The sequence below is a fragment of the Pseudomonas sp. R76 genome (genome assembly GCF_009834565.1).
In the GTDB taxonomy this organism is placed as follows: domain Bacteria; phylum Pseudomonadota; class Gammaproteobacteria; order Pseudomonadales; family Pseudomonadaceae; genus Aquipseudomonas.
Genome location: NZ_CP019428.1, coordinates 4,151,812 through 4,175,285 on the forward strand (window position 1 = coordinate 4,151,812; position 23,474 = coordinate 4,175,285).

The 23,474-nt window shown below is 62.0% G+C and carries 25 protein-coding genes; 3 read left to right on the forward strand and 22 right to left on the reverse strand.

Annotated elements, in window-relative coordinates; genetic code table 11:
• Nucleotides 1–31 precede the first annotated feature (31 nt).
• The 7 genes from PspR76_RS18525 to PspR76_RS18555 form a co-directional block, all read right to left on the reverse strand.
• Nucleotides 32–784, reverse strand: a complete 753-nt coding sequence (locus PspR76_RS18525) for an HvfC/BufC N-terminal domain-containing protein (protein WP_159957566.1) — start codon at nt 782–784, stop codon at nt 32–34.
• The gene (gene bufB / locus PspR76_RS18530; RefSeq protein WP_159957568.1) at nt 781–1,605 is read right to left on the reverse strand and encodes an MNIO family bufferin maturase; all 825 of its coding nucleotides are present in this window, start codon (nt 1,603–1,605) and stop codon (nt 781–783) included. Before bufB ends, PspR76_RS18525 begins: the two co-directional genes overlap by 4 nt.
• Nucleotides 1,606–1,696: 91 nt before the next feature.
• Entirely contained in the window at nt 1,697–1,969 is a 273-nt protein-coding gene (gene bufA2 / locus PspR76_RS18535) for a BufA2 family periplasmic bufferin-type metallophore (protein ID WP_159957570.1), read from the reverse strand.
• Between the two features lie 25 nt (nt 1,970–1,994).
• Nucleotides 1,995–2,756, reverse strand: a complete 762-nt coding sequence (locus tag PspR76_RS18540; RefSeq protein ID WP_159957572.1) for an alpha/beta fold hydrolase — start codon at nt 2,754–2,756, stop codon at nt 1,995–1,997.
• 12 nt (nt 2,757–2,768) lie between these two features.
• Nucleotides 2,769–3,182: a DoxX family protein gene (locus PspR76_RS18545; RefSeq protein WP_159957574.1), complete on the reverse strand. Its 414-nt coding sequence runs from the start codon at nt 3,180–3,182 to the stop codon at nt 2,769–2,771.
• Nucleotides 3,179–3,451: a BufA1 family periplasmic bufferin-type metallophore gene (locus tag PspR76_RS18550; RefSeq protein WP_159957576.1), complete on the reverse strand. Its 273-nt coding sequence runs from the start codon at nt 3,449–3,451 to the stop codon at nt 3,179–3,181. Before PspR76_RS18550 ends, PspR76_RS18545 begins: the two co-directional genes overlap by 4 nt.
• Nucleotides 3,452–3,830: 379 nt before the next feature.
• Nucleotides 3,831–4,049: a hypothetical protein gene (locus tag PspR76_RS18555; protein WP_159957578.1), complete on the reverse strand. Its 219-nt coding sequence runs from the start codon at nt 4,047–4,049 to the stop codon at nt 3,831–3,833.
• A gap of 12 nt (nt 4,050–4,061) precedes the next feature.
• On the opposite strand from PspR76_RS18555, the gene PspR76_RS18560 reads away from it, so the two are divergent.
• Nucleotides 4,062–6,845, forward strand: a complete 2,784-nt coding sequence (locus PspR76_RS18560) for a helix-turn-helix transcriptional regulator (protein ID WP_159957580.1) — start codon at nt 4,062–4,064, stop codon at nt 6,843–6,845.
• A 1,158-nt stretch (nt 6,846–8,003) separates the two neighbouring features.
• Here the strand turns inward: PspR76_RS18560 and PspR76_RS18565 are convergent.
• Nucleotides 8,004–9,182, reverse strand: coding sequence for an integrase core domain-containing protein (locus PspR76_RS18565; protein ID WP_159957582.1), 1,179 nt, complete (start codon nt 9,180–9,182; stop codon nt 8,004–8,006).
• A 320-nt stretch (nt 9,183–9,502) separates the two neighbouring features.
• Between PspR76_RS18565 and PspR76_RS18570 the strand changes: the two genes are divergently transcribed.
• Nucleotides 9,503–13,030, forward strand: coding sequence for a hypothetical protein (locus tag PspR76_RS18570; RefSeq protein ID WP_159957584.1), 3,528 nt, complete (start codon nt 9,503–9,505; stop codon nt 13,028–13,030).
• Between the two features lie 131 nt (nt 13,031–13,161).
• Here the strand turns inward: PspR76_RS18570 and PspR76_RS18575 are convergent, their stop codons facing one another.
• From PspR76_RS18575 to PspR76_RS18635, 13 genes are all read right to left on the reverse strand, one after another.
• Nucleotides 13,162–14,208 (reverse strand): EscU/YscU/HrcU family type III secretion system export apparatus switch protein, encoded by a 1,047-nt coding sequence (locus PspR76_RS18575; RefSeq protein WP_159957585.1) that lies wholly within the window; start codon nt 14,206–14,208, stop codon nt 13,162–13,164.
• 3 nt (nt 14,209–14,211) lie between these two features.
• Entirely contained in the window at nt 14,212–15,024 is an 813-nt protein-coding gene (gene sctT, locus PspR76_RS18580) for a type III secretion system export apparatus subunit SctT (RefSeq protein ID WP_159957587.1), read from the reverse strand.
• Between the two features lie 6 nt (nt 15,025–15,030).
• Nucleotides 15,031–15,300, reverse strand: coding sequence for an EscS/YscS/HrcS family type III secretion system export apparatus protein (locus PspR76_RS18585; RefSeq protein WP_016969171.1), 270 nt, complete (start codon nt 15,298–15,300; stop codon nt 15,031–15,033).
• A 10-nt stretch (nt 15,301–15,310) separates the two neighbouring features.
• Nucleotides 15,311–15,964, reverse strand: a complete 654-nt coding sequence (sctR, locus tag PspR76_RS18590; RefSeq protein WP_017137580.1) for a type III secretion system export apparatus subunit SctR — start codon at nt 15,962–15,964, stop codon at nt 15,311–15,313.
• Nucleotides 15,961–16,962 (reverse strand): type III secretion system cytoplasmic ring protein SctQ, encoded by a 1,002-nt coding sequence (gene sctQ, locus PspR76_RS18595; RefSeq protein WP_159957589.1) that lies wholly within the window; start codon nt 16,960–16,962, stop codon nt 15,961–15,963. The genes sctR and sctQ overlap by 4 nt, the downstream gene beginning before the upstream one ends.
• Nucleotides 16,959–17,405, reverse strand: a complete 447-nt coding sequence (locus PspR76_RS18600) for a hypothetical protein (RefSeq protein WP_159957591.1) — start codon at nt 17,403–17,405, stop codon at nt 16,959–16,961. Before PspR76_RS18600 ends, sctQ begins: the two co-directional genes overlap by 4 nt.
• Before the next feature lie 187 nt (nt 17,406–17,592).
• Nucleotides 17,593–18,915 (reverse strand): FliI/YscN family ATPase, encoded by a 1,323-nt coding sequence (locus PspR76_RS18605; RefSeq protein ID WP_159957593.1) that lies wholly within the window; start codon nt 18,913–18,915, stop codon nt 17,593–17,595.
• Nucleotides 18,912–19,496 carry a FliH/SctL family protein gene (locus tag PspR76_RS18610; RefSeq protein ID WP_159957595.1) on the reverse strand — a complete coding sequence of 195 codons (585 nt, stop codon included), beginning with the start codon at nt 19,494–19,496 and terminating at the stop codon, nt 18,912–18,914. Before PspR76_RS18610 ends, PspR76_RS18605 begins: the two co-directional genes overlap by 4 nt.
• The gene (locus PspR76_RS18615) at nt 19,489–20,106 is read right to left on the reverse strand and encodes a type III secretion protein (protein ID WP_159957597.1); all 618 of its coding nucleotides are present in this window, start codon (nt 20,104–20,106) and stop codon (nt 19,489–19,491) included. The genes PspR76_RS18610 and PspR76_RS18615 overlap by 8 nt, the downstream gene beginning before the upstream one ends.
• On the reverse strand, nt 20,103–20,885 hold the full coding sequence (gene sctJ / locus PspR76_RS18620) for a type III secretion system inner membrane ring lipoprotein SctJ (RefSeq protein ID WP_159957599.1): 783 nt from the start codon (nt 20,883–20,885) through the stop codon (nt 20,103–20,105). The genes PspR76_RS18615 and sctJ overlap by 4 nt, the downstream gene beginning before the upstream one ends.
• A gap of 4 nt (nt 20,886–20,889) precedes the next feature.
• Nucleotides 20,890–21,324, reverse strand: a complete 435-nt coding sequence (locus tag PspR76_RS18625; RefSeq protein WP_159957601.1) for a hypothetical protein — start codon at nt 21,322–21,324, stop codon at nt 20,890–20,892.
• A 9-nt stretch (nt 21,325–21,333) separates the two neighbouring features.
• Nucleotides 21,334–21,567, reverse strand: coding sequence for a hypothetical protein (locus tag PspR76_RS18630; RefSeq protein WP_159957603.1), 234 nt, complete (start codon nt 21,565–21,567; stop codon nt 21,334–21,336).
• 12 nt (nt 21,568–21,579) lie between these two features.
• Complete coding sequence (locus PspR76_RS18635) at nt 21,580–22,143, reverse strand: type III secretion protein (protein WP_159957605.1); 564 nt, start codon at nt 22,141–22,143, stop codon at nt 21,580–21,582.
• Between the two features lie 48 nt (nt 22,144–22,191).
• On the opposite strand from PspR76_RS18635, the gene PspR76_RS18640 reads away from it, so the two are divergent.
• On the forward strand, nt 22,192–22,956 hold the full coding sequence (locus PspR76_RS18640) for a tetratricopeptide repeat protein (RefSeq protein ID WP_159957607.1): 765 nt from the start codon (nt 22,192–22,194) through the stop codon (nt 22,954–22,956).
• A 134-nt stretch (nt 22,957–23,090) separates the two neighbouring features.
• On the opposite strand, the gene PspR76_RS18645 is transcribed toward PspR76_RS18640, so the two are convergent.
• On the reverse strand, nt 23,091–23,471 hold the full coding sequence (locus PspR76_RS18645; protein WP_159957609.1) for a hypothetical protein: 381 nt from the start codon (nt 23,469–23,471) through the stop codon (nt 23,091–23,093).
• Nucleotides 23,472–23,474: the final 3 nt, after the last annotated feature.

Sequence of the window (23,474 nt, forward strand, 5' to 3'; positions counted from 1 at the left end):
ACAACAGGCCCGTTTGCCACAAAGGGACCCGTTACTCACTCGCCCCAACACCCACAATCAACTCACTGCCCAACCACCCCGCCAGGTATTCACCGGCCTGAGCCACACCCGCGTCTTCCCCCAATCGCGCCACCAGAAACTCACACAGCCCGGCGAAACTGCCGTCGACCTGCAAGTGCTGCAAGGCGTGCAACTCCAGCGCCTGCACCTGACGCAAACGCGAGGTGAATTGGCGTCGCCATACCAGCAGGCCGCCCGCCTCTTCGAGCATCGTCGCCTCGGGCGCGGGCGTCTCCTGCCACAGCGCCGACCAGATGCTCTCGGCATTGGTGGTCAGGGCATGGCAGCGCAGCGACGGCGTCAGCCGCAAAATGGCGGTATCCCAGTCCAACTCGGCCAACGCGTGCAGCGGCACAGGCGACGCATCGGCGGCGACAAAGGCTTCATTCAAGGCCGACTCGATCCAGGCCAACTCATGCACGTCAGGGTTATGTGGGAACAGCGTCTTCAACGTCGCGTAGAAACCTTCAGGATAAGCATCCAGCGTCCAGGCATGCGGCGGATGCTGGTCGATATGGCTAATGCTGGCCGTCAGAAACACCTCGTCGCCGAGCCAACGACGCAGGTTCGGAAACGCTTGCTCAAGGCACCCCACCAACTGCGCGCGGTAGTTATTCTGGTACACCGCCAGGCCCGCGCGGTGATTGCCCAGCACCTGCGCGGCGTCGTCCGACGCACTCACCAGCCAGGTGCGAAAGGCCTGCTGCCACTCACTCAGGCTCATCGCTGCGCCCCCAATTCGCGGGCCATCGACAGCTCCTGGAGCAACTCGGCCAGCGGCGGAATCTCATCGTCGCGTTCAATCATCACCGCCACTGGCCCGAGTACCTTAGTAGCGTGGGCATACAGTTCCCACACCCCGGCACACACCGGACTGTCATGGCTGTCGATGAGCAAATCACGGCCCTGGCTATGGCCGGCCAAGTGCACCTGACGCACACGCTCGGCGGGAATGCCATCAAGAAACGCCAGCGCATCGAAGCCATGATTGCGGGCACTGACAAACACATTATTGACGTCCAGCAACAGCTCGCAGCCGGTGCGCCGGGCCATGGCGGCGATAAATTCCCACTCGCGCATGGATGCACCGTCGAAGGCCACATAGCTGGAAGGGTTCTCAACCAACAGCGTGCGACCCAGCACTTCCTGGGCCTGGTGAATATTGGCGCACACCCGCTCCAGCGCCTCCTCGGTATAGGGCACGGGCAATAAGTCATGGGAGTTGAAGCCGCCACTGCGCGACCAGCTCAAGTGGTCGGACACAAACAGCGGCTCGATCTCATCCACCAGCGACTTGAGCCGGCGCAGATAGTGCGGGTCCAGCCCTTCAGCGCTGCCGATCGACATCGACACGCCATGCAGCGCTACCGGATGGCGCTGGCGAATCTGGCGCAGGATATGCCGAGGCTGGCCGCCTTCGACCATAAAATTCTCGGAGATCACTTCGACAAAATCCACCGGCACCGAGGTCTCCAGGAAGTCGCAGTAGTGTTCCTTGCGCAGGCCCAGGCCGTAGCCGGAAAAATGTGGGTTGGGTGTTGGCATAGCCTGTTCTCCATCAACTGCAGGAGCCAGCTTGTTGTGGCGAGCAAGCTCCCTCGCCACAACAAACCCGCACCTCACAAGGGTGGGTGAGTTACTTCGGCTCAGTCAGCGTGCCGCCAGCCTTGAGGCATTCGGACCGCGTCTTGACGATCACACCTTCGCCCTTGCAGCTGTTGAGGCCCTTGCAGTCGTGCTTGGCGGTGGCGCACAGGCTTTCGCCCTTGCAGCTGTTGACGCCGTAGCAACGGCCGGGTTTTTCCTGCTGGTCGGCGGCGCTGGCGGCACTGGCGAATGAAGCCGAGGCCATGGCGATCAGGGCAGCAGCAGCGGCGAGGCTCAGGCGAGATTTGAGTGCAGTATTCATGGTGTTTTCCTTTTTTCGGGGGGAGTTATTTGATGACGGAAGCAGCGTCTTCGATGACCTTCGCCACAGCCTCAGGCTGGGCGATGTACACCGAGTGGCTGCCCTTGATTTCAGTGACCTTGGAACCGGCACGCTGGTACATCCAGCGTTGCAGCGCGGGGCTCAGTGCACGGTCTTCGGTGGAGACCACCGCGTAGGTCGGCTTCTTGTGCCAGGCCGCAGCCCACACGGTGCCGCCGAACAGCGCGGTGGTAGCAGGCACCTGGGAGGCGGCCATGAAATCGGTGCGGTTGGTGGTCAGGTCGGCGGCAAAATCCGCGTTGTACTTGCTGCGATCAAAGAACAGGTGGCCGTCGCGGCTCTGTTTGATGTCATCGCTTGGTGCCGGCATCGAGCCGATCAACTGGGCCATGTTTTCGCCCACTTCCGGCTGCAGCGCCGAGACGTAGACCATCGACTTGACCTTGTCGCGGTCACCGGCAATCGAGATCACCGCGCCACCGGAACTGTGGCCCACCAGCACCACCGGGCCGACTTGTTGCTCCAGCACTTCGCGCGCCTCGGCCACATCGGCGGCCAGGTTTTCGTGGCCCTGGTGCACCACGGTGACCTTGTAGCCCTTGTGAATCAGGATGTCGTGCACCACACGCCAGCCGGAACCGTCGACAAACGAACCGGGCACGATCACCACGCTTTTACCGGTGCCGGGCTGCGCGGTGTCGGCCGCCTGGGACAACAGTGGAACAGTCATGGCCATCGCAACGGCCAGGGAAGAAAGCATGCGCATCGGGAATCTCCATCAGGGTTGTAAAGGTTTACCGAACAGCAGGCGGTCCAACGACCAGGCCCCACCGCCAGCGGCCAGCAGCGGCAGCAACAGCCCCGCCCAGGTCAGGTGCACCGGCCAGGCGTCGGGGTACACAAACACCTCGATCACCAGGGTCATGCCCAGCAGCGCGGCGGCGGCCGGGCGGGTCAGCAGGCCCAGCACCAGCAGCAGCGGGAACAGGTGTTCGGCGTAGGTGGCCAGGTGCGCGGCCCAATCCGGCGGGATCAGCGGCAAGGCGTATTCCGAGCGGAACAGCGCGTAGGTCGACGGTTTAAGCTCAAGAAAACCCGTGACCTTGGTGCGCCCCGACAGGAAGAACACCGCCGCAATCGCGACCCGCGCCACCAGCAACAGCAGGGCCTGGGGCAGCAGGCGCTGGATCACGGTTGTTCCGTCAGGCTGCCGTAGCCTTTGGGGGTTTTGATCTGGGTGCAGGTGCCTTTGTCCACCAGCACCCAGGCATTGCCCTGGTAGTCGGCGGTCGCAGTGCCGGCGCACGAAGTGCCCTTGCCGGCAGCGCAATCATTGGCGCCGGCGAGGGACACGCCGAAGCATTTTTCCTGGGGTTTGGGCTCATCGGCGTGGGCCACCGCCGCGAAGGCGCTGAGGGACAGGGCGAGGCTTGCCGCGAGGGCAGCGTAGGGACGCTTCATCGGTGTATCTCCTGGCTTGACTGAGTGTGGCCAGGGCGCAAGTGGCGGTGAGTGACCGCCTGCGCCGGCTGGTGAACAGAGTTAAAGCCAGGCGTGTATCCGCTCTGTGTCGCAAACACGGCAGAACGTCATGCCGGTGTATCAAGGTGGTGCGGGGATACAGTGCGATACACAGTCAATAAAACGCTGCCAAATTTCTGCCAATTTATTCGGCATCCCGAACGACACAATTAGAAATATTCGCCTTTCCGAACGGCGCCTCTCAGGCGCCGCCAACGACCGCAAAAATCACCATAAATTTCATAAGGTTGTTGTCATCTTTGTTACATGCCAACTGGCATACATTCTGCTTTATCACTATTTCTAGTAATAAAATGTTTCAGCTTTGAGACAGTCTCATCCACTGAAACATGATCCGTGACACGCCAATAAAAACGACAACGCCCCAAAGGAGGGCGACTTTTCCGACTTTTTGATCGACATCAACTTTCCAAGACTGCTGCTGCACATCTGCACCCCAAAAAGGGCGAATGGCCTGATCGCCAATAACAAGCCTGACTATAAAAAGGACGAATTGATGAGCTCGAGCAAGAATCACGCAGTGTCCTGTATGGACGCAGACCACCAAGCCCCGACTACCGGCGATAACGTGTTGGGCTTTGGCCCCTTCCTGTTACTGGCACGCCAGCACGTGTTGCTGCGTAACGGCGAGCCCGTCACCCTGGGGAGCCGCGCCCTGTACCTGTTGATCGCCCTGGCCACCCGCGCCGGCGAATTGCTGGAGAAAGCCGAACTGATCTCCTTCGCCTGGCCCAAGGTGGTCGTGGAGGAATGCAACCTGCGCGCGCAGATCGTCGCCCTGCGCCGCGCCTTGGGCGACGACGGCAACTTCAGTTACATCGTTACCGTACCGGGCCGTGGCTATCGCTTCGTCGCGCCGGTGACCGTGCAGGCGGCCGGCGAAGACAGCTTGCCGGTGCCCGCCCCGCGCAGCCAGGAACCCTGCGCCGCGCCGCCGTCCTTTGAGGTGATCGGCCGCGATGCGGTAATCGAAAGCCTGGCCGAACAAGTGCTGAGCCAACGTTTCTTGACCCTCACCGGCCCCGGCGGCATCGGCAAGACCACGGTGGCCATGGGCGTGGCGCACAAGTTGGCAAACGAACTCCAACTGGACACTTGCTTCGTCGACCTCGCACCCGCTACCAGCGGGCAATGGGTGACCGGCATGCTCGCCAGCGCCCTGGGCATCCAGACCGTTAGCGACGATCCGCTGCACAGCATCGCCGCCACCCTCGCCGAGCGACGCCTGCTGCTGGTGCTGGACAACTGCGAACACGTGTTGCCGGCCACCGCCGACGCCGTCGAAACCCTGCTGCGCAGTGCGCCTCACTGCTACGTGCTGACCACCAGCCGTGAACCGCTGCGCGCCGAGGGCGAACGCGTGCACGACCTGGCGCCGCTGCAAGTGCCCGACGATGGGCCGCACCTCAACGCCGCCGAAGCCCTGAACTGGTCCGGCGTACGCCTGTTTGTCGAACGCGTGCGCGCCCTCGACCCCGACTTTGTGTTCAACGACGCCGATGTGGCAGCAGCCTGCGCAATCTGCCGCAAACTCGACAGCAACGCGCTGGCCATCGAAATCGCCGCCGCGCGGGTCCGCACCTTCGGCATCCAGGACCTGGTCGGCCTGCTCGACGGCAGCTTTCGCCTGCAGATGACCGGCCGGCGCACCGCCCTCGCCCGCCACCGCTCGTTGAGCGCGACCCTGGACTGGACCTATTCGATGCTCAGCGGCGACGAACAGGCGATGTTGCGCCAACTGGCGGTATTCACCGGCTCGTTCACCCTTGATGCAGTCAAGGCGATGACCACCCGCAGCAGCCTCGACCCACGCAACGCGCTGCCTTTGCTCGAAAGCCTGATGGACAAGTCACTGCTGATCGCCGGTGAGTCGCAGTTGCTCAAACGCTACCGCCTGCTGGAAACCACCCGCGCCTATGCCCAGGAAAAACTCACTGAGCATGGCGAAACCAACGCCACCGCCCAACGCCATGCCCGTTACGCCCTTGGCGTGTTGCAGGAGGCTGGCGAAAACCTGGATGGCCTGTCGCCGGAAACCTGGATCGCGCTGTACGGGCCCGAAATCAGCACCATTCGCTCGGCCTTGGAATGGGCATATTCGGCCAACGGCGACCTGACCCTGGGCATCGAGCTGACCCTGGGCGGCGTGCCGCTGTGGTTGCGCCTGTCGCTGGTCAGCGAGTGCCGTACCTGGGTCGAAAAAGGCCTGGCCAGCAACGCCATCGCGCCGCTGCCGGTGCGCCAACGCATGCTCCTGCAAACCGCCCTGGCCAGTGTGTTGATGCTCACCTACGGCACCGGCGGACCGATGCGCGAAGCCTGGCGCCAAGTGCGCGAAGACGCCCGCGACCTGGGCGATGCCGAACACAAAATGCGCGCCTTGTGGGGCCTGTGGACGGACCGCTGCGGCTGCAACCAATACACTGAAGCGCTGGAACTGGCCGAGCGTTATATCGCCCTCAACAGCAGCGGCAACCAGCAATTGCTGGGTAAACGCATGCGCGCGGTGGCGCTGTTTCATATGGGCGACCTGGCGGGTGCGCGGCAGAATATCGACGAGGCCCTTGGCGCGCCGTCGGCACCGCGCTCGCACATCATCGACGTGCATTTCGACCAACGCATCGCCGCCCGTTGCCTGAAGGCCAAGGTGTTGTTGCTGGAGGGCGATGTCGACGCGGCGCTGCGCTTGATCAGCACCTGCGTCGACGAAGCCATCTCACTCGATCACCCGGCGACGCTCTGGTACACCTTGTGCCTGGGGGCGATTCCTTTGGCGCTGTTGGCCTCTAACTTGCCGAAAATGCGTTATTACCTGGGCCTGCTGCAAGACAGCACCACGCGTCAGGATTTGCATATCTGGCGGCAGTTTCGTCTGTGTTTTGAGAGCATCCTGCTGATTCGCCAGGGTTCGCCGGAAGAAGGCGTGCCGCAGCTTGGTGAGGCCCTGCACCATTTGCAGGGCCAGGGTGACAGCCAGCTCTACAGTTTGTTGCGGTGTGAATATGCTTTGGGTTTGGCGCGCCTGGGTCTGGAGAAACTTGCGCTGGAAGTGCTGGAGGACACGCTGCATTTGGCGATTGGCCGCCATGAGCGTTGGTTTGTGCCGCAGATGTTGCGGATCAAGGCGCAGCTGATATTGCGCCAGGGGCATTACGGGTCGGTGGACAAGGCCAAGGTGCTGCTGCGTCAGGCTTGGGTGGATGCGCAATTGGCGGGGGCGCATTTTTGGCGGGCGCAGATTGCGACGGATTTGGCGCGGCTGCAGGAGCCTAAATTGCGGATTGCTTCGTTGCCTCGGTTTCAGCATCGTTGATTGAGTACATATCCGTTATTTGGGTTAGGGCTGATATGGGTTCCGCCCTTACGGCGGGTCACTTTTGGAAAAGAGCCCCAAAAGTAACCAAAAGGGCTCTTGCCCCACCACTCGGCACCTCGCCTAGGCTCGGTGTGCCCTCACTCCGGCTTTGGAGCGGGGGCCGCCGCGATGGGCCATCCTTGGCCCAGCGCGGCTAAACCGGCGTCCTGCCGGTTTACCCCCGCTCCAAAGCCTGCGTTCGGCCAGCGTGGTTTAACGGGGCGCCTAAGATCAAGATCAAAAGCAAGATCAAAAGCAGAGCACGCCGGCCTGGTAGCCGACCTGAGTGGTTAGATCAAAAGCCAAGCCGAGGCGGCCTGACAGCCGACCTGATCCTGGAAGCTGAACTCAATCAAATGTGGGAGATGGCTTGCCTGCGATGGCATCAACTGGTTCTGCCTGATACACCGAGGTGCCTGCATCGCAGGCAAGCCAGCTCCCACAGAAAAGCAGAGCACAGAAGTCTGAACGCCGAACTCGGTCAAATTGTGGGAGATCAAAATCAAAAGCAGAGCACGGCGGCCTGACAGCCGACCTGTTCATTGAAACTGTACTCAATCAAATGTGGGAGCTGGCTTGCCTGCGATGGCATCAACTGGTTCTGCCTGATACACCGAGGTGCCTGCATCGCAGGCAAGCCAGCTCCCACAGAAAAGCAGAGCGCAAAAGACTGGCGGCCGAACTCGGTCTAATTGTGGGAGCGGGCTTGCTCGCGAAGGCGGTGAGTCAGTGACAAATGAATTGACTGACAAACCGCATTCGCGAGCAAGCCCGCTCCCACATTTTGGATCTCAGTACATCAGGTAGTTATGCTTTTGCCCTGCTTTTGCTGTGCTTTTGCTTCTACCACTCAGGTCGGCTACTAGGCCGCCGTGCTGTAGATCTTGATCTTGATCTTGATCTTGATCTGGGATCGCCCCATCAACCACGCTGGCCGAACGCAGGCTTGAATCCGTGGGTAACCCGGCAGGACGCCGGGTTAGCCGCACTGGGCCATGGATGGCCCAGTGCGGCGGCCCACGGATTCAAGCCGGAGTGAGGGCACACCGAGCCTAAGCGAGGTGCCGAGTGGTGGGGCGTGTACGGGACAACCACATGGGTTACACAAAAGTGCATTCACATAGGTAACACTTTGAGTGAAATATAGCCGTCCTTGTCTGCATTCCTCGCATCCACTTGTCCGAGGATCACTGGGCCGAAAATAACAGCCCACACATCGTCGCTCAGCATCTCCATTCCAATAGTCTGGTATTTCAGTAAATGCCCCACATAAATCCGCAGACCTGACCGATAAATCATCCCGTTTGAGTCAGTCCGGTAACACTCAATATGACTTGCATAACCCATCTCCGGCAGTTTCTCCGGATAGGATCGAGGTGAAGGTGAATAGCATGAAGCCGGTGTTTTCTGGCTCAGCGCTTCATGCCCTCGCTCGTAATTGTAGTGCCGTATGAAACGATCAAAGTGTTTCTGCTGAGACTCCCAAGCAACCGCAGGTGGATTGGGCAAAGTGCTTTTCAGTGTTCGGTGCATACGCTCGTGCCGGCCATTTTGGTCTGGCCGACCGGGCTCGATACGCTCAGGAATGATACCCAGCCGTAGCCACCAGATCGACAACTGTGACAGCCCTCCGCGCCCTGTGCTGGCAAACGGCACTCCGTTGTCAGTACGGATGCGCTCAGGCAAACCATACTCGCGAAACACCCGTTCGAACGTCTCTTGGGTCTCCTTGAAATTGGTGCTGGGCATGCTCTGACAGGCAAGTAAGAAGCGACTGGCATGATCCATGATTGTTAGCGGATAACACCATACGCCCGCGCCTGTCAGGTACTGGCCTTTGTAGTCAGCACTGAAAAGCTGATTAGGCACATCTGCCTTACGTAACGGTTTTGGATAGACAGCAACTCTTGGCCGCAAGGGGCGCGGCGTGATCAGATCAGCCGCTTTAAGGATGTTATAAATAGTCGTTTTCGAGGGCGGATCCTGGCCCGGAAAACGCTTTATCAAATCACTCTGGATTTTTTTCGGACCAGGGATTGTCTCGCCTATAGAACGAAGTTCGATAATTGCCTGCTTTACCGCCAAAGGCACCACATAAGTCTGGTGGTGCCGACGACGACTACGCTCATCAAGCCCACCGGGGCCTTCTGTTTTGTATCGCTCGACCCACTTATAGCCAGTCTTTCGGCTGATTTCATAGTCTCGACATAGCTGGCTAAGGCTGTGTTTTCCAGTCAGGTATTCAGCGACAAACATCACTTTGAGGTCCATAGGTTTCAGCTCTTTCCAGGGCATGGTCAGATCCTCACGAAATCGACCCTGCCAGTTAAAAACTGTTACCTATGTGCGTGAACTGATTTGTAACCCATGTGGGTGAGTCATACCGGCGAGGACTTTTTGGTTACTTTTTGGTCCCTCAAAAAGTGACTCGCTGTAAGAGCGAAACCATAAGCCGCCGTTACCGCGGAAATGGATATGTACACCCCACCCCACCCAAAAGCGCCCCCCCATTTCACACCTGTGAAAGCTTGTGCGATCTCACCCAAAACCCCATTTTCACACCCCACCAACGCCTACTATCAAGCCCCAGCGAGCCCCCTCACATGGACTGAAAAATGATCAACCGACCCGAGACAGCCACCGCCCCCCGCGCAGGCGAAACCAAAGCCCCCGAGCGCCTCTTCGACGCTCTGCTCAACAAGGCCAAAACCCTGGCAGCCGCCGGGTCGGGCGACAAAACCTTCAAACCCAAAGTCCTCGCCAAAACCCCCGGCGAAGGCCTGAAACCCCCCAGCGAAATCAAACCCGACGACTACAAGGAAGTCACCGCCCTGCCCGCCAAACTCGACATCGACAAACTCCACATCGTGTCCGAAGACAAAGACACCGGCGTCATATACTTCGAACAAAACGGCAGCAAACTCAAGATCACCCGCGAAGGCGCCGAAAAAGTCCAGGAAGGTTTCGATACCCTCAAGGGCCTGCACTTCGGCCACGCAGTCGCCCCCGTCAACCAGGGCGGCCCGGACGAAGGCACACCGCTCTACGACCTGCTGCACACCCTCGCCGAAACCCAAGGCACACCCGCCGGCAAAGAAATCCGTGAAGCCCTGAGCAACCCCGACCAACAGCTGCTGCGCGAAGACGACCCCGCCGTGCGCCTGGCCAACATCAAATCGGTGGGCGAAGCCAAAGACGGCGTGGTCACGGTCAGTCTCGAAAACGGCCAGACCCTGGTGATCTCCGAAGCACTCACACCCCAAGCCTTCGCCAGCTACAACAGCGCAGGCGTGACCAAGGGAGCCCTCGCCGACGGCAAGGCCAAAGGTTACGAAGAAGTCACCAGCCTGCCCGGCGACCTGGATTTCAGCCGGCTTAAAGTCGTGTCCGAAGACCCCAAGTCCGGCGTGATCCTGTTCGAACACCAAGGCAAGAAATACATGATCAGCCAGTCCGAGGCCGCGCTGCCGCAGCCCGGCGCCGACCTCAGCAACCCCAGCCCCAACGCCGGCACGCCGTTCTACAACTTCCTGCATGCCGTGCACGCCGCCGAAGGCTCGCAGGCGTTCGACTACATCAAGAACGCCCAATCCCTGCCCGGCCAGGAGCTGCTGCGCAAGGATGAGGCCAGCCTCAAGCTCAGCGACATCAGCAAAGTCGACGCGCCCATGGACGGCATCCTGGTGGTCAACGGGGCCGACGGCAAACTGCTGGTGGTGTCCAAGGACATTACCCCCGCAGCCTTCGCCACCTATACCACCAAGGGCCAGACCCTGGCCGGCATCGAGAAAGCCAAGGGCGACGGCTACAGCCTGGCCGGGCCGGACGCTTACCTGGCGTCCACCGAAGACATCATGAGCGTCGGCGGCGTCGGTGATTATGGCCCCGGCCTGATCGCCTTCACCCAGCACAAACCCGGTGGCAGCGAAGAGAAAATCGTCGTCAGCGAAGACAGCAACCCGCAGATGTTCGAGCAGATTTCCGGCTACCGCACCGATATCGCGCAGCAGACCAGCGATGTCGACAAATTACGCGCCGACAACGGCCTGCCGCCGCTCAAGGACGTGTCCGTCGACAGCCTCACCACCACCGAAAAAGATGACAGCGGCAACCCGTTGTCGGTACAGGACCTGTCGATGAAAACCCTGGTGGACAGCTACCGCGCCGGGGTCAAGGACGGCAGCATCGGCAAGGACGACCCGCGCGCCAAGTTCCTGCGCGCCGTGGAAGCCAAGAGCATGGCCGACAACGGCATGTCGATCATTCCCGAACACGGTTTCGGCAACCAGGGCATTGCGACCACGCCAATCGATGTCACCTCCCGCGATGTGCGCGACAACATCTTCGACACCCAGTCCATCGACAAGACCATCAGCGAGCTGCTCGGCGACTCGACCATCCAGGCCGACATCAAGGCCAACCATGATGCGGCCCTGGGCAAGGTCGACGGCGGCCAGGCCAAGGTCGATGAAACCCGCCAGAAGCTGGTGGACAGCAACTCCTCCGAGAACTTCACCAAATACATAAAAGCCCTGCAGGACGACGGCAAGACCGAACTGGCCACCCAGGAAATCCAGACCGCCTACACCGCCCTGGCCGACATGGACCCGGCCAAGGCCGACAACTTCCTGCAAAACCTGCAGATCGACGGCTACACCGATTCCGTTGAAAAGCTGATGGACGACCCGAGCAAGATCAGCGACGACAACACCGCCCTGGCCACCACCGACAACACCCTGGCAATCCTGTCGATGCTCAAGGGCGGCGCCGACGGCCTGCCGCGCCAGGCGCTCGGGGTGTATTCGAAGTTCGTCGACCAGTTGCTCAAGGACAAAGGCGCCGCCGCCGACTTCGGCAAGGCGATGATTTCGTTGGGCGACACCTGGCAGAAGAACGGCGTGATCAGCTTCAGCGATATCGAGCACGCGGTGAGCAAGGAAATCATGCCGAGCCTCAGCGAAGAAAACCGCAGCTCGTTCGTGAAGAACCTGACCTTCCTCAAAGACAATGGCGTACTCGGCTCGGTCGGCGGCGCCATCGGCATGGGCCGTATCGTCTACCAACTGGCGGGCCAGGGCGGCAAGCTGGCGGACACGCCGATGAAGCGCCTGGGCATCGCCAACGACTTCCTTGGTTTCCTCGGCACCGGCTCGCACTTCGCCACCTTGGGCCTTAAGGTCTACGACAAACTGCGCGGCACCAACGCCTACAAACTGATGGGCTTCGACCGCTCCCTGCCCGACCTGTGGGCCAAGCCTGGCGAGGGCTACCACGCCCTGCCCAAAGACGCCGAAGCCATCCAGAAAAAGTACTTCGACCTCGTCGACCAGGCCATGGACGACGGCAAGGACGTGGGCAAGGTGCTCAACAGCGGCGGCTGGAGCGACGAAGGCGCGAAGAAGGTGCAGGAAGGCATTGAAAAAGGCATCGCCATCCGTGGCGGCGTGGCCGGTGCCGGCTTTGGCGCCAAGTTTGCCAGCAGCGCGATCAAGGTGATCGGCATGGCCACCGACGTGGCGGGCGGCGTGATCAGCGTGGTCCAGGCCGCCTTCACCCTGCGCGATGGCGTGCGCGAAAAAGACCCGGTGAAAATCGCCTCTGGTTCGCTGTCGATGGCCGGTGGCGTCAGCAGCCTGGTGGCAGCTGGTGGCGGTGTACTCACTACCCTTGGCGTGACCGGGCGCATCATTCCGTTCCTCGGGCCGGTGGGCTTCCTGATCTCCGGCGCGCTGTCGTTTGTCGGCGCGATCCTGAGCACCATTCAGTCGCACAAACTGCACAAGATCTCGATGCAGAACTGGGACCAGATCCAGGACTTCAAGCAGGATGGGCTGCTCAAGCCCAATGGCGATGAAGCCTATGTGTGGCTGCAGACCTACCTGTCCGACTGGGGCCAGCGCGATGCGCCGCAGGACCAGAGCATCTTTGATTTCCGCAAGGAAGAATGGGACGCGCGCTCGAGCATTCGTGGCGGCGATCATCGGCGTGATCACCCGGACTATATCGGCGATGGGAATAACCGTAATTCCGAGGACTACAAGTATTCACTTAAACCGTCGGAATGGACCAATGACAACCACGACATTATCTGGCGCGTGGGCGATGGGTATGGTGGCCCGTATCACGATGTAGATAACGGCTGAGATTAATCACACACCTCGGTCCACTGTGGGAGCTGGCTTGCCTGCGATAGCGGTGAATCAGGCACTGAAGAGGTTGCCTGATACATTGCCATCGCAGGCAAGCCAGCTCCCACAGGTTGAGTTGTGTTGGGTCAGATCAGGCGGGCGGCCACCAGCCAATCGGCCACGGCCTGGAATGAGGCGTCCGGCACGGGGTCGCCGGGCACGGTCTTACGGGCAATTTCAGTGGCCAGGGTTTTATCCGGCGCATGCGGAATGCCCAAATCGTAAGCCTCCTGCAACATCAACAACGCCTCCTCCGGCGACGCCCGGCACACGATCACCGGCACCGGCGTCTCACCGCGCACATAGCGCACGCCAATCACCCAGCCATCGGTGGTGCCAATCATCATCGACGCCCGGCCCAACCCCAGCTTGGTCGCCAGTGCCTGCATTTCATTGCGCTGGCGGCGCCGTTCGCTCTTGATCAGCGGGTCGCCGTCGATGTCCTTGCGTTCGCGCTTGGTCTCGCTGCGGGTCATTTTCATGTCGCGGCCGAACAGCCAGCGCTGCATGATCACGTCCACCGCGCCCACCAGGATGAAGGCGCACAACACGGTAAACACCAGCGGCTTGAGCACCAGGAAAAACGTCGACTCCATGCACTCCGCACCACAGCGTGACGACTCCATCAGCGCCTGCAATGCATGCTTGCCGATCACGTAAAACGCGATCGCCAGCACATGCACCTTGATCAGGCCCTTGATGAACTCCACCAGGTTGCGCAAGGCAAAAATCTTCTTCATGCCCTCCGCCGGATTGATGCGCTTGAACTCCGGTTTGATCGGGTCGACCGAGAACACAAAGCCGCGCATGGTGATGATATTGGTCAGGATCACCACGCCGGTGGTCACTGCCATCACCGGCAAGGTGATGCTGATCACCAGTTGCTCGGCATGGTCGAGTACCCGTGGCCACACTGTAGCGAACGGCTCGATGTAGATTTGCGCGGTGAGGTCGATCAGCGCCGTGACCTGGGCCTTGGCCCGCGGTGCGAGGATGGAAATGCACAGCGTGCAGAACAAGATGACCATGCCCGACACCAGGTCCTGGCTCTTGGCGACCTGGCCTTTCTGGCGCGCGTCCTTGAGTTTCTTGTCCGTGGCCGGCTGGGATTTCTCTTCGCTGGTATCGGCCATGGGCTACTCCATGCCCGCCAGGGTTTTGAGCAGTTCGACGGTGCCGCGAAACTCCGCCAGTTGGTCGAGCATCAACGGGATCAGGAAGCCGATATAGATGACCATCAAGATACTGAAAAACAGGTTTTTCACCGGCAGCGACAAGTCGAAAATATGCAGGTTGGGCGCCATCCGCGACAGGTAGGCGAGCATCAAGTCGGTGATCAACAGCGAAATCAGCAAGGGTGAAACCATCAGCACGCCGACGCGCATGATCTGGTCGAGGATCGACAACACCGCGAGCAACGCGGAGCTGGCGAACACCGGGGTGAAGGAGGTCACCGGCCATAACTGGTAGCTGTGGTAATAGCCGTCGACCATCAGGATAAAGCCACCGGACATGAAGAACAGCGTGATCAGCATCACCGTGAGCAAGGTCGCCATCACGCTGGACTCGCCGGACGACAACGGGTCGACCAATTGCGCCATGGTCGAGCCGCGTTGCAGGTCGATCAACTCCCCCGCCACTTCCGCCGCCCAGAACGGAATGCCGAACAACAGGCCGATCAGGATGCCGATCAGGAACTCCTTGATCAGCAACCCGGCGATAAACACGCTGCCGTGTTCGGGCATATGGGTGAGTGCGTCGAACACCGGGAAGAACATCGGGATTGAGATGGCCACGGCCACGCAGCCGCGAATCATGCCGGTGAGGCCCAGGCGGTTGAACGCCGGGGTGATCACCACCACGCCCATCGCGCGGCAGGCGGCGAGCGAGGCGGCGCTGATCACCGGGTAGGCGACTTCAAGAAACTGCGCGGTGAGGCTGGCATCCATGGGCGGTCAGCGCGTCCACATGGGGAAATTGTCCAGCACCTGGCCGCCCAGCTCCGCGACTTGCCCGGCGAGGACCGGGCCAAGAAATACGATGGTCAACAACACCGCCACCAGCTTCACCACCTGGGGCAAGGTCTGGTCCTGGATCTGCGTCAGCGCCTGGAACAGACCCACGCTCAAGCCCACGATAATCGCCACGCCCAGCGCCGGTGCCGAGAGCATCAGCACGGTCATCAGTGCCTGTTTCATCAATGACAGGAAAACGTCCTGGCCCATGGGTCGTGCCTCAGCCGTAACTCAGAATCAAACCGTGCATCAAGCGCGACCAGCCACTCAGCGACACGAATAAAAAGATCTTCAGCGGGATCGAAATCAGGTTCGGCGACACCATCGACATGCCCATCGCCATCAACACGTTGGACACCAGCAAGTCCACCACCAGGAACGGGATGTAGAGCAGAAAGCCGATCTCGAAGGCGCGGGTCAGTTCCGAGCTGACAAACGCCGGAATCAGCACCACCAGGTCATCGTCACGCAGGTCGGCGCGGGCTTCCGGCGACCAGATGGTCTCGGTGGCCTGCACAAAAAAACCGCGCTCGGACTCATTCGCAAAGCGCTTCAAATGCGCCTGCAGCGGCGGGCGTAGCGCATCGCCCAAGTCCTTGAGTTGCTCGACATGCTCGATGTTGAGGTCGCGCCCTTCCACCTGGCGGTACATGTCGCCAATCAGCGGCGTGGTCACGTACACCGACAGGATCAGCGCGATGCCATACAGCACCAGGTTCGGCGGGGTTTGCTGCACGCCAAGGGCGTTGCGGATCAGGAACAGCACCACCGAAATCTTCATGAACCCGGTGAGGGTGACCACCGCCAACGGGATCAGCCCGATCGTTGCAACGACCAGGATGATCTCGATCAGGTTCGGCTGATAACCGGTCATGGGGTGGCGAAACTCAGCAGGCGCACACCCAGGCCGTCACCGATTTTCACCAGTTGGCCCTGCCCGACGCGGCGCCCGTTGACCATCAGGTCGACGCTGTCCACGCTTTGGGTGTTGAGCTGCAACAGGCTGCCTGGGCCCAGTTCCCGCAATTGCGCCAGGCTCAATTCCAGGCTGCCGACCTGGCACACCAGTTTGAGCGGCAAGTCATCCAGGGCCGCAGCCGCATCCACATCAGTCATTGTGTTCTCCATGTGCAAAAGGGGCGCTTTCAATTCTTCCTGCAACCGCAAGGCTTCACCCTGGTATTGGCAGCGGGCCTGCAAGCGCCCGTCCAGGTCCAGCAGCAAGCCCGCGTCGTGTTCCAGCATCAGCACATCGCCGGGGCGCAGGCTGCGCAACTCACCGAGGCTCAGCCACTGCTGCCCCGCCAGCACCGCCAGGGTCTGGCGCAGCGCGGGCAGTGGGTCGGGCTCGACCTGGCCGTATTGCGTGAGCAACTGCGCCACCAGCACGGCGGCGCCTTCACTCAGGTCCAGCTGCGCGCGCATGGCGGGTTGATTGCCGAAGGTCAGTTCAAGCGCCAGGCTCACGGCAAACGTGCGCGGGTCGTCTTTGGCTTCGAGCAACTGCACCGGGTGGCCAAGCAACGGTTCCAGGGTCTCGATCAGGTCGAGTACTGCCAGTTCCAGCAGCAACGAACGCGGCAGCGAGGGCAACAGCTGCACGTCGAATTGCAGCGCCAACGGCACCAGCACCTGTTCCAGTGCGGCCGTCGACAAACGCAGGCGCACCGGCGCGCGGCCGAGCAACAGCAGCACATCGCGTGGGGCGTTGAGGCTGTGCGGCTCAGCGGCCCAACTCACGCGCAGGTCTTGCCCGGCGCAGCGGCCCTGCCAGGCGCGTCGGCGCCGGTGCAGTTGGTTATGCAAATCCAGCAACGCCGGGTCGTAGTGCGTCAGCCACGGCGCCAGAGGGTCGGCAAGGGCTGCGATCATGTGCCGGTGCCTTCGTCGCGCAACTCACCGACGCGGCGCTCAGCGCTTTCGCGTCCGTCCAGCAGGCTTTGCCAGGCTTCGGACTGGCGCTGACGGTTCAGGCGTTCCTGGCGAAACAGGTCGCGCTCGCGCTCCTGGCTTTGCAGGGTGGTGGACACGTGGGTCACGTCGTTTTCCAGCAGTTGCTGGTCATCCGACAGGCCGCGCAAACGGTCCTGGGCCGCCTGCCAACTGGCCACCGACAAGCCTTCGGTAAGGGACGCATACACCTGCCGCGCCTCTTCGGCAATCGCCTCACGGTGCAGGCGCAGTTGTTCCTTGGCGTCGTTCAATATGCCGTGGGTTTGCGCGCAGCGTTGCTGTTGGGCGGCCAGTTGGCTGGCGGCGCGTTGTTCACGCAGCACCCGCAGGGTTTGCAGGGTGCGTAGTTGGTCAGTTTTCATTGGGGGTCACTCCTTCCTTAAGCCTGCGTGACAATCTTTAGATCCATGAAGATCAACGGTGGGAGCTGGCTTGCCTGCGATGGCGGTGGGTCAGCTTGCCCTTGTGTGACTGATAGACCGCTATCGCAGGCAAGCCAGCTCCCACAGGGTTTTGCATGGGGCTGAAGTTCACTGTTGTTCATTGAGCTCATGCCAGCACCTGGCGCATGCGGACCAAGGTCTGGTCCAGGCTGCTCGGCTCGCCGGCGTTCTGGCGCAGGAACGCTTCGATCGCCGCGTGGCGGTTGATGGCTTCGTCGGCCAGCGGGTCGCTGCCGGCGGAGTACTCGCCCACGCGGATGAGCATTTCGATTTCGCCGTAGCGCGCCATCAGTTCACGAATGCGCATGGCCAGGCGTTTGTGTTCTTCACCCGCGACCTGCTCCATCAAGCGGCTGCGGCTGCGTAATACATCCACCGCCGGGAAATAGTTGCGCTGGGCCAGTTCGGCGCTGAGGGCGATATGCCCGTCGAGAATCGAACGCGCTTCCTCAGCCACCGGATCACTGGCGGCGTCGCCTTCGGTGAGCACGGTGTACAGCGCGGTGATGCTGCCGGTGGGGCCGGGGCCGGCGCGCTCCAGCAGGCGCGGCAAGGCCGAGAAGAACGACGGCGGGTAACCGCGGCGGGTAGGCGGTTCGCCCACGGCCAGGCCGATTTCACGCTGGGCGCGGGCAAAGCGCGTCAGGCTGTCCATCAACAGCAATACATTGCGGCCCTGGTCGCGGTGGTACTCGGCCAGGGTGGTGGCGACAAAGGCCGCACGCACGCGCTCGGCCGCCGGGCGATCAGACGTCGCCACCACCGCCACCGTCCGCGCACGGGCCTGGGCGTCGAGTTGCACGTCGAGCAATTCGCGCACTTCCCGGCCGCGCTCGCCGATCAGGCCGATCACAATCACATCGGCTTCGCTGTTGCGGATGATGCTCGCGAGCAGCGACGACTTGCCCACGCCCGGCTCACCAAAAATGCCCATGCGCTGGCCCTGGGCCAAGGTCAGCAAACCGTCGATGGAGCGAATACCCAGCGCCATCGAACGCACAATCAGTTGCCGCGAAAACGGCGCCGGGGGTTCGGCGTGCAGCGGGTAGCGCTGCAAGGCCAGGGTCGGCGGGATGCCGTCGCCGTCGAGGAAATCGCCCATCGGGCTAATCACCCGCCCGAGTTGCGCATCGCCCACCGCCACGCCCAGGGTTTCGCCGGTGGCGGTGATTTGCGTGCGGGTCGACAGGCCGTCCATGGAGCCGATGGGCGACAGGATCGCCTCGTCGCCATCAAAACCGATCACCTCGGCGCTCAAGCTGCGGCCGCTGCCAGGGTCGCGCAACTGGCACAGTTCACCGATGCTTGCGCCGGCGACACTGGCGCGCAGCAGCACACCACGGATGCTCAACACGGTGCCGTGCATCGGTCGTATACGCGCCTGGGCCAAGCGCTCAGCCAGGCGCGGCAACAACTGCTCGAGGTTCATGCCACGCCCTCTTCGGCGAAGGGCAACAGGCTGCGGCGCAGGTTTTGCAGTTGCGCTTCCAGACCCAGCTCGACGGAGCCGGCCGGGCTGTTGAGGCGTGCCTGGCCGGCGCTCAGCTGTTCATCGGCGTCCACCGCAATCGCCAGGCCTTCGTGCTTGAGGCGTTGGCGCAAGGCCTCAACCTCGGCAGGCGGCACCCACAGGGTCAGCGCCTGGTCCTGACGAAAGGCGCTCAAGGCCTGGCGGGTGCAACGCACCACGCGCTCAGCGTTGTCGAGTTCACCCAACACCTCACGCACGATGCCCAGGGCCAGATCGGCCAGGGACGCCTCCAGGCTGCTCAGGTAGTGCTGCACTTGGGACTGGGTTTGCACCAGTAACTGCGCGACTTGCTCCGCGCCTTCTTGCCGCGCCGTTTCAAAGCCCTCGGCGCGCGCGGCTTGCAGCCACTGGTCGCTCTCGGCCTTGACCTGCTCGGCCTGATCCCTGGCGGCCTGCAAAAAGGCAAAGCCGTCGGTCCACAGCGCGGCTTCTTCGGCACGCAGGATGCGTGCGGTGGGACGGCTCGGCAATTCACTCATCGGTTTTATCCTCGGCCATCAGGGCGGCGGCGGCGGCCTGGACGATCTCCAGATCGCGCGGCAGCCGTGTGCTGTGGCCCTGGGGGAAGGCGAAACGCAAGCGCATCCAGCCCTGCAAATCGGCCTGCTGGGCGTGCAGCCAGGCCGCCACGCAGCCCTGGCCATCGCGGTCGATGGCGTCGATCAGTTCCGCAGGCTCGCGCAGCAAATCTGCAGCTCCGCCCAGTTGACGCAAAGCCAGCGCTTGGCTGAAGACCTCGGCGCCCAGGCCTTCGCGCAGCTCATTGACCACGTCGCGGCGAATCTCGCGGCTCAAGGTCGAGGCGTGCCAGATGGCGCCGCACAACCTCGGCAAGCGCGCAAATTGCGCCGGCGACAGCAGCAACACCGGCAGGTCGGCCGCCAAGGGCGTCACCAGGTATGCCAGCGGCGCCAGTTGATAGTGGTTGACCAGCAGTTGTTCCAGGCGCTGGCGAAAACGCTGCTGGTTTTGCATCGCGTGCAGCACGTCTTCCGGCAGGTCATCAGCAAAACACGCGCCCAGGCTTGGCGCGCGCACGAACTGCAGCGGCTCGGCGATCAGCCGCTGCCAGCGTTCAAACAAACTCATTCCCCCTCCTTGAGCACATACAACGCCTGGGATTGGCGCCGCGCCCACTGCTGGCGGGCCAATACGCCGAGCGCGCCGAGGGCGATCAGCAGCAAGCCGCCAAACATAATGCGGGCCTGGGCGAGGTTGTCTTCCAGCAACCACAGACCCATAAAACGCGCCAGCCGAGGCTGTGCCGGGTTCTGGCTGATAGCCACGGCGGCCTTGATCGCGGTCACCGACACGCCGTCGTAGCTGAGGCCGGAGATGCCGTTGGCGACCAGGGTCTTAATCTGCGGGATCAGCGTATTGATGTCGGTGCCTGGGTCGTAACGCACCAGCACCGAGGCCGACGACGGCGAAATCACGCGCTTGAGCAAGTCGTTGTCGGGCAACACCACGTGCACACGGGCGGCGACGATGCCGTCGATCTGCGACACCGAGTGCGACAGCTCTTCGCTCAGCGCGTAGATCATCTGCGCGCGCTCCTGCACCGGCGACGACACCAGGCCATTGCCCTTGAACACCTCGCCCATGTTGGAAAAGCTCTGCTGCGGCAGGCCGGCGTTGTCGAGCAGGGTCATGGCTTCGGCAAAGCGCTCCTCATCGACCACCACTTTAAGCTGGCCGTTGTCCTGGGTCTTGCGCTCCGCCGGGATGCCACCGCGCAGCAGCACCGCGACCATGGCGTTGGCATCGCGCTCGCTGAGGTTGGTGTAGAGGTCGGTGTTGCACGCCTGCAAGAGGCTGGCGAGCAAGCCGATCAGCAACAGGCGCAAGGCGCGGTTTGGGCTTGGCATGGCGTTATTGACCCTTGAGCAAGGTATTGGCGGAACCGGAAATCTGCGTCGCGCCGCGCACCACCATCTGGGTTTCGATGGAGTAATCGAACATCTTGCCCAGCGAGTGCACGATCTGGTCGACCTGCTGTTCGCCGACTTTCTTGCCCGGCTCGCCTTGGGGCGACGCACTCGCCGTGCGGATCTCCACCGAGGCCGGTGGCGGCGCCGAGGGGTTATTGGTAAGCACATCGGCGCGCTCGGAAAACGCCCGGGTGCGGTCGATGAAACTGTTCATGCGCTCCATCAGGCCCGAGCCGATCTGGTGCGGGCTGGCGCCTTCGGGCATGCCCTTGGCGGTATTGGCCATGTGCTCGAACAGGTTCTGCGAGGCCCCGGCGGGCCCCGCACCGGCGGACGGCGGCAAAGCCGAAGCGCCGGCAGCGAGACTGATAGTCATAGGGGCTCCCTACTCGTCGTCGTCATCGGACATGGCGTCGTTCAGCAGTTCCTGCATCTTCGGCATGATGATGAACTGCCCGCCAATGGTGACCGCCTGGGTGATCAGCGCATCGTTGAACTCGGCGTCGCTGGTGTCCGAGGGTTTGTCGGCGGCCTTGGCGTTATCCACCGCCGCGTTGAACTTGGCTTCAGGGCTGGCGCCACCGGGGGCGAGGTTGCTGTCTACGGCCGTTACGGACATGGTGCTGCTCCTTTACTGGGTTGGGGTTTCGGTACTGACTTGGGCGCCACGGAACACCCGCACGCCATGCTCGCGTGCCACCGGGGCGGCCACGACGTTGGGTTGCAGGTGATCGACATGCTGTTGCACCAACGCCAGGTACGGCGGTGGGCCGGAGACAAACACCTCATCGCCCTCGGGACCATTGCGCATCGACAACTGCTGGCCGAACACGTCGAGGGTGTTCAGGTAGGCCTGCAACTGGTCGAGGTTGAGCGCGCTGGCCTTGAACAGCTTGGTGCTGATTTCGTCGCTGGCATTGAGGTACAGCAGGTTGCCGTCGAAGTACCAGGTCAGGCCGTTGGTGCTGCACAGGGTCTGCAGGAACTCACCGGCAGTGGCGGCGCGAATGGTGCTGCGGGCCTTGCCGCGCACCTTGTCCGAGAGCACCAGCGGCACGTCGAGGTTGTGGCCGAATTCTTCCAGGGCACTGCGTACATCCTGATCGACCAGCACGTAGGCGTAGGGCTGGGAGAACCAGGCGGGCTCTTCGGCGGCGTTGGCCAAACCGGCGTTGAACAGGCATAGGACGGCCATCAAAAATATGCTTACATGACGTCCGCCTTCGCCCGACGAGTTGTGACGATGACCAAGAATTTTCTGCTCGCCAGTACCCTGCTGTTGGCGGCCTGTTCCAGCAAACCTGCGACCGATACCGACAAGTCCCTGCAACTGGCCAACGACCTGAGCAAACGCGGCGACTACAGCAGCGCGGCCGCGCTGTACGAGCGCGCCGCCCAGCAACCGGGCGCCGGCATCGACCTGTGGCTCAAACTCGGCCAGGCCAAACTCGACGCCAAGGACGCGCTGGGCGCCGAACGCGCTTTCCAGCAGGCCTTGGGTTTCGACGCCCATAACGCCGACGCCCTGCTCGGCCTGGGCACCGCGCAATTGCAATTGGGCAAGACCCAACGCGCGGTGACCGCTTTGGGGCAGGCCGCCGAGATCAATCACCTGCCGGTCGCCTATACCCGTTTGGGCATCGCCCAGGTGCTGAATGGCCAGGCCGTCGCGGCGCAAACGGCGTTCGCCAAAAGCCTGAGCTTGCAGGCGGACGACCTCGACAGCCGCTGCAATCTGGCCCTGGCTTATGCGCTTGGCGGGCAGTCGCAGCAGGCGCTGGAGACCATTGCCCCGGTGACTCAGTCGCCCCGTGCCTTGCCACGGCATCAGCGCAATGAGTTGTTGGTGATGGTGTTGGCGGGCTTTGAACAAAAGGTTGGCGGGTTGCCGTTGGACGATATTCCGGCGGCTGAGCGCGCGCGTTTGGTGGTGGAGGCCAAGCGCATCAAGGCGATCAGTGATCCGGTGGCGCAGGCGAAGGAATTGGGGTTGGTTGACCCGCGCTGACTGATCGTTCCCACGCTCTGCGTGGGAATTCAGGCCGGGTCGTTTTGCGTTCCGAGGCGTGACGCGGAGCGTCACAAGAGGCATTCCCACGCGGAGCGTGGGAACGATCATTGCGATCATTGGCGTGCCTTTGGTCATTGTTGGCCTCCGGTCGCGCCGGCTTTGGCTTCTTGCTGATCTTTGCGCCGCTGCAGTTGCTCGCGGTCGAAGCCTTCGATGTAGACCTGGGCGGCGCGGCCGACGGGGGCGGCCATGGCCGGGCCGGTGGCGCGGCCTTGGGTCAGGTCCTGCTTGCGCTCAACCATCTGCATCAAATTCAAATTGTTCGCACAGCCCAACGGTAAGGTCGGTTTGAAATCTTCGTCCAGCCCGATTGCATCCTTGGCCGGCGGCTGCTGGCATTGGCTCGGCAAACCATCCGCGCGGTATTCCGGCGCGTAATACACCGGCGCCAAATGGGTCTGGCAGCCCACCAACGCGAGGGGCAACAGCATCAACACACGCAAAGCAGTCATCGC

Coding starts and splice junctions, on each gene's coding strand:
- PspR76_RS18625 (WP_159957601.1), bottom strand. CDS start 21,324: ATGACTATCAGTCTCGCTGCCGGCGCTTCGGCTTTGCCGCCGTCCGCC.
- PspR76_RS18645 (WP_159957609.1), bottom strand. CDS start 23,471: ATGACTGCTTTGCGTGTGTTGATGCTGTTGCCCCTCGCGTTGGTGGGC.
- PspR76_RS18630 (WP_159957603.1), bottom strand. CDS start 21,567: ATGTCCGTAACGGCCGTAGACAGCAACCTCGCCCCCGGTGGCGCCAGC.
- bufB (WP_159957568.1), bottom strand. CDS start 1,605: ATGCCAACACCCAACCCACATTTTTCCGGCTACGGCCTGGGCCTGCGC.
- PspR76_RS18640 (WP_159957607.1), top strand. CDS start 22,192: ATGACCAAGAATTTTCTGCTCGCCAGTACCCTGCTGTTGGCGGCCTGT.
- PspR76_RS18635 (WP_159957605.1), bottom strand. CDS start 22,143: ATGGCCGTCCTATGCCTGTTCAACGCCGGTTTGGCCAACGCCGCCGAA.
- PspR76_RS18600 (WP_159957591.1), bottom strand. CDS start 17,405: ATGAAAACTGACCAACTACGCACCCTGCAAACCCTGCGGGTGCTGCGT.
- PspR76_RS18550 (WP_159957576.1), bottom strand. CDS start 3,451: ATGAAGCGTCCCTACGCTGCCCTCGCGGCAAGCCTCGCCCTGTCCCTC.
- sctJ (WP_159957599.1), bottom strand. CDS start 20,885: ATGCCAAGCCCAAACCGCGCCTTGCGCCTGTTGCTGATCGGCTTGCTC.
- PspR76_RS18610 (WP_159957595.1), bottom strand. CDS start 19,496: ATGAGTGAATTGCCGAGCCGTCCCACCGCACGCATCCTGCGTGCCGAA.
- sctQ (WP_159957589.1), bottom strand. CDS start 16,962: ATGATCGCAGCCCTTGCCGACCCTCTGGCGCCGTGGCTGACGCACTAC.
- PspR76_RS18605 (WP_159957593.1), bottom strand. CDS start 18,915: ATGAACCTCGAGCAGTTGTTGCCGCGCCTGGCTGAGCGCTTGGCCCAG.
- sctT (WP_159957587.1), bottom strand. CDS start 15,024: ATGGATGCCAGCCTCACCGCGCAGTTTCTTGAAGTCGCCTACCCGGTG.
- PspR76_RS18585 (WP_016969171.1), bottom strand. CDS start 15,300: ATGGGCCAGGACGTTTTCCTGTCATTGATGAAACAGGCACTGATGACC.
- PspR76_RS18575 (WP_159957585.1), bottom strand. CDS start 14,208: ATGGCCGATACCAGCGAAGAGAAATCCCAGCCGGCCACGGACAAGAAA.
- bufA2 (WP_159957570.1), bottom strand. CDS start 1,969: ATGAATACTGCACTCAAATCTCGCCTGAGCCTCGCCGCTGCTGCTGCC.
- PspR76_RS18565 (WP_159957582.1), bottom strand. CDS start 9,182: ATGCCCTGGAAAGAGCTGAAACCTATGGACCTCAAAGTGATGTTTGTC.
- PspR76_RS18540 (WP_159957572.1), bottom strand. CDS start 2,756: ATGCGCATGCTTTCTTCCCTGGCCGTTGCGATGGCCATGACTGTTCCA.
- PspR76_RS18525 (WP_159957566.1), bottom strand. CDS start 784: ATGAGCCTGAGTGAGTGGCAGCAGGCCTTTCGCACCTGGCTGGTGAGT.
- sctR (WP_017137580.1), bottom strand. CDS start 15,964: ATGACCGGTTATCAGCCGAACCTGATCGAGATCATCCTGGTCGTTGCA.
- PspR76_RS18615 (WP_159957597.1), bottom strand. CDS start 20,106: ATGAGTTTGTTTGAACGCTGGCAGCGGCTGATCGCCGAGCCGCTGCAG.
- PspR76_RS18570 (WP_159957584.1), top strand. CDS start 9,503: ATGATCAACCGACCCGAGACAGCCACCGCCCCCCGCGCAGGCGAAACC.
- PspR76_RS18560 (WP_159957580.1), top strand. CDS start 4,062: ATGGACGCAGACCACCAAGCCCCGACTACCGGCGATAACGTGTTGGGC.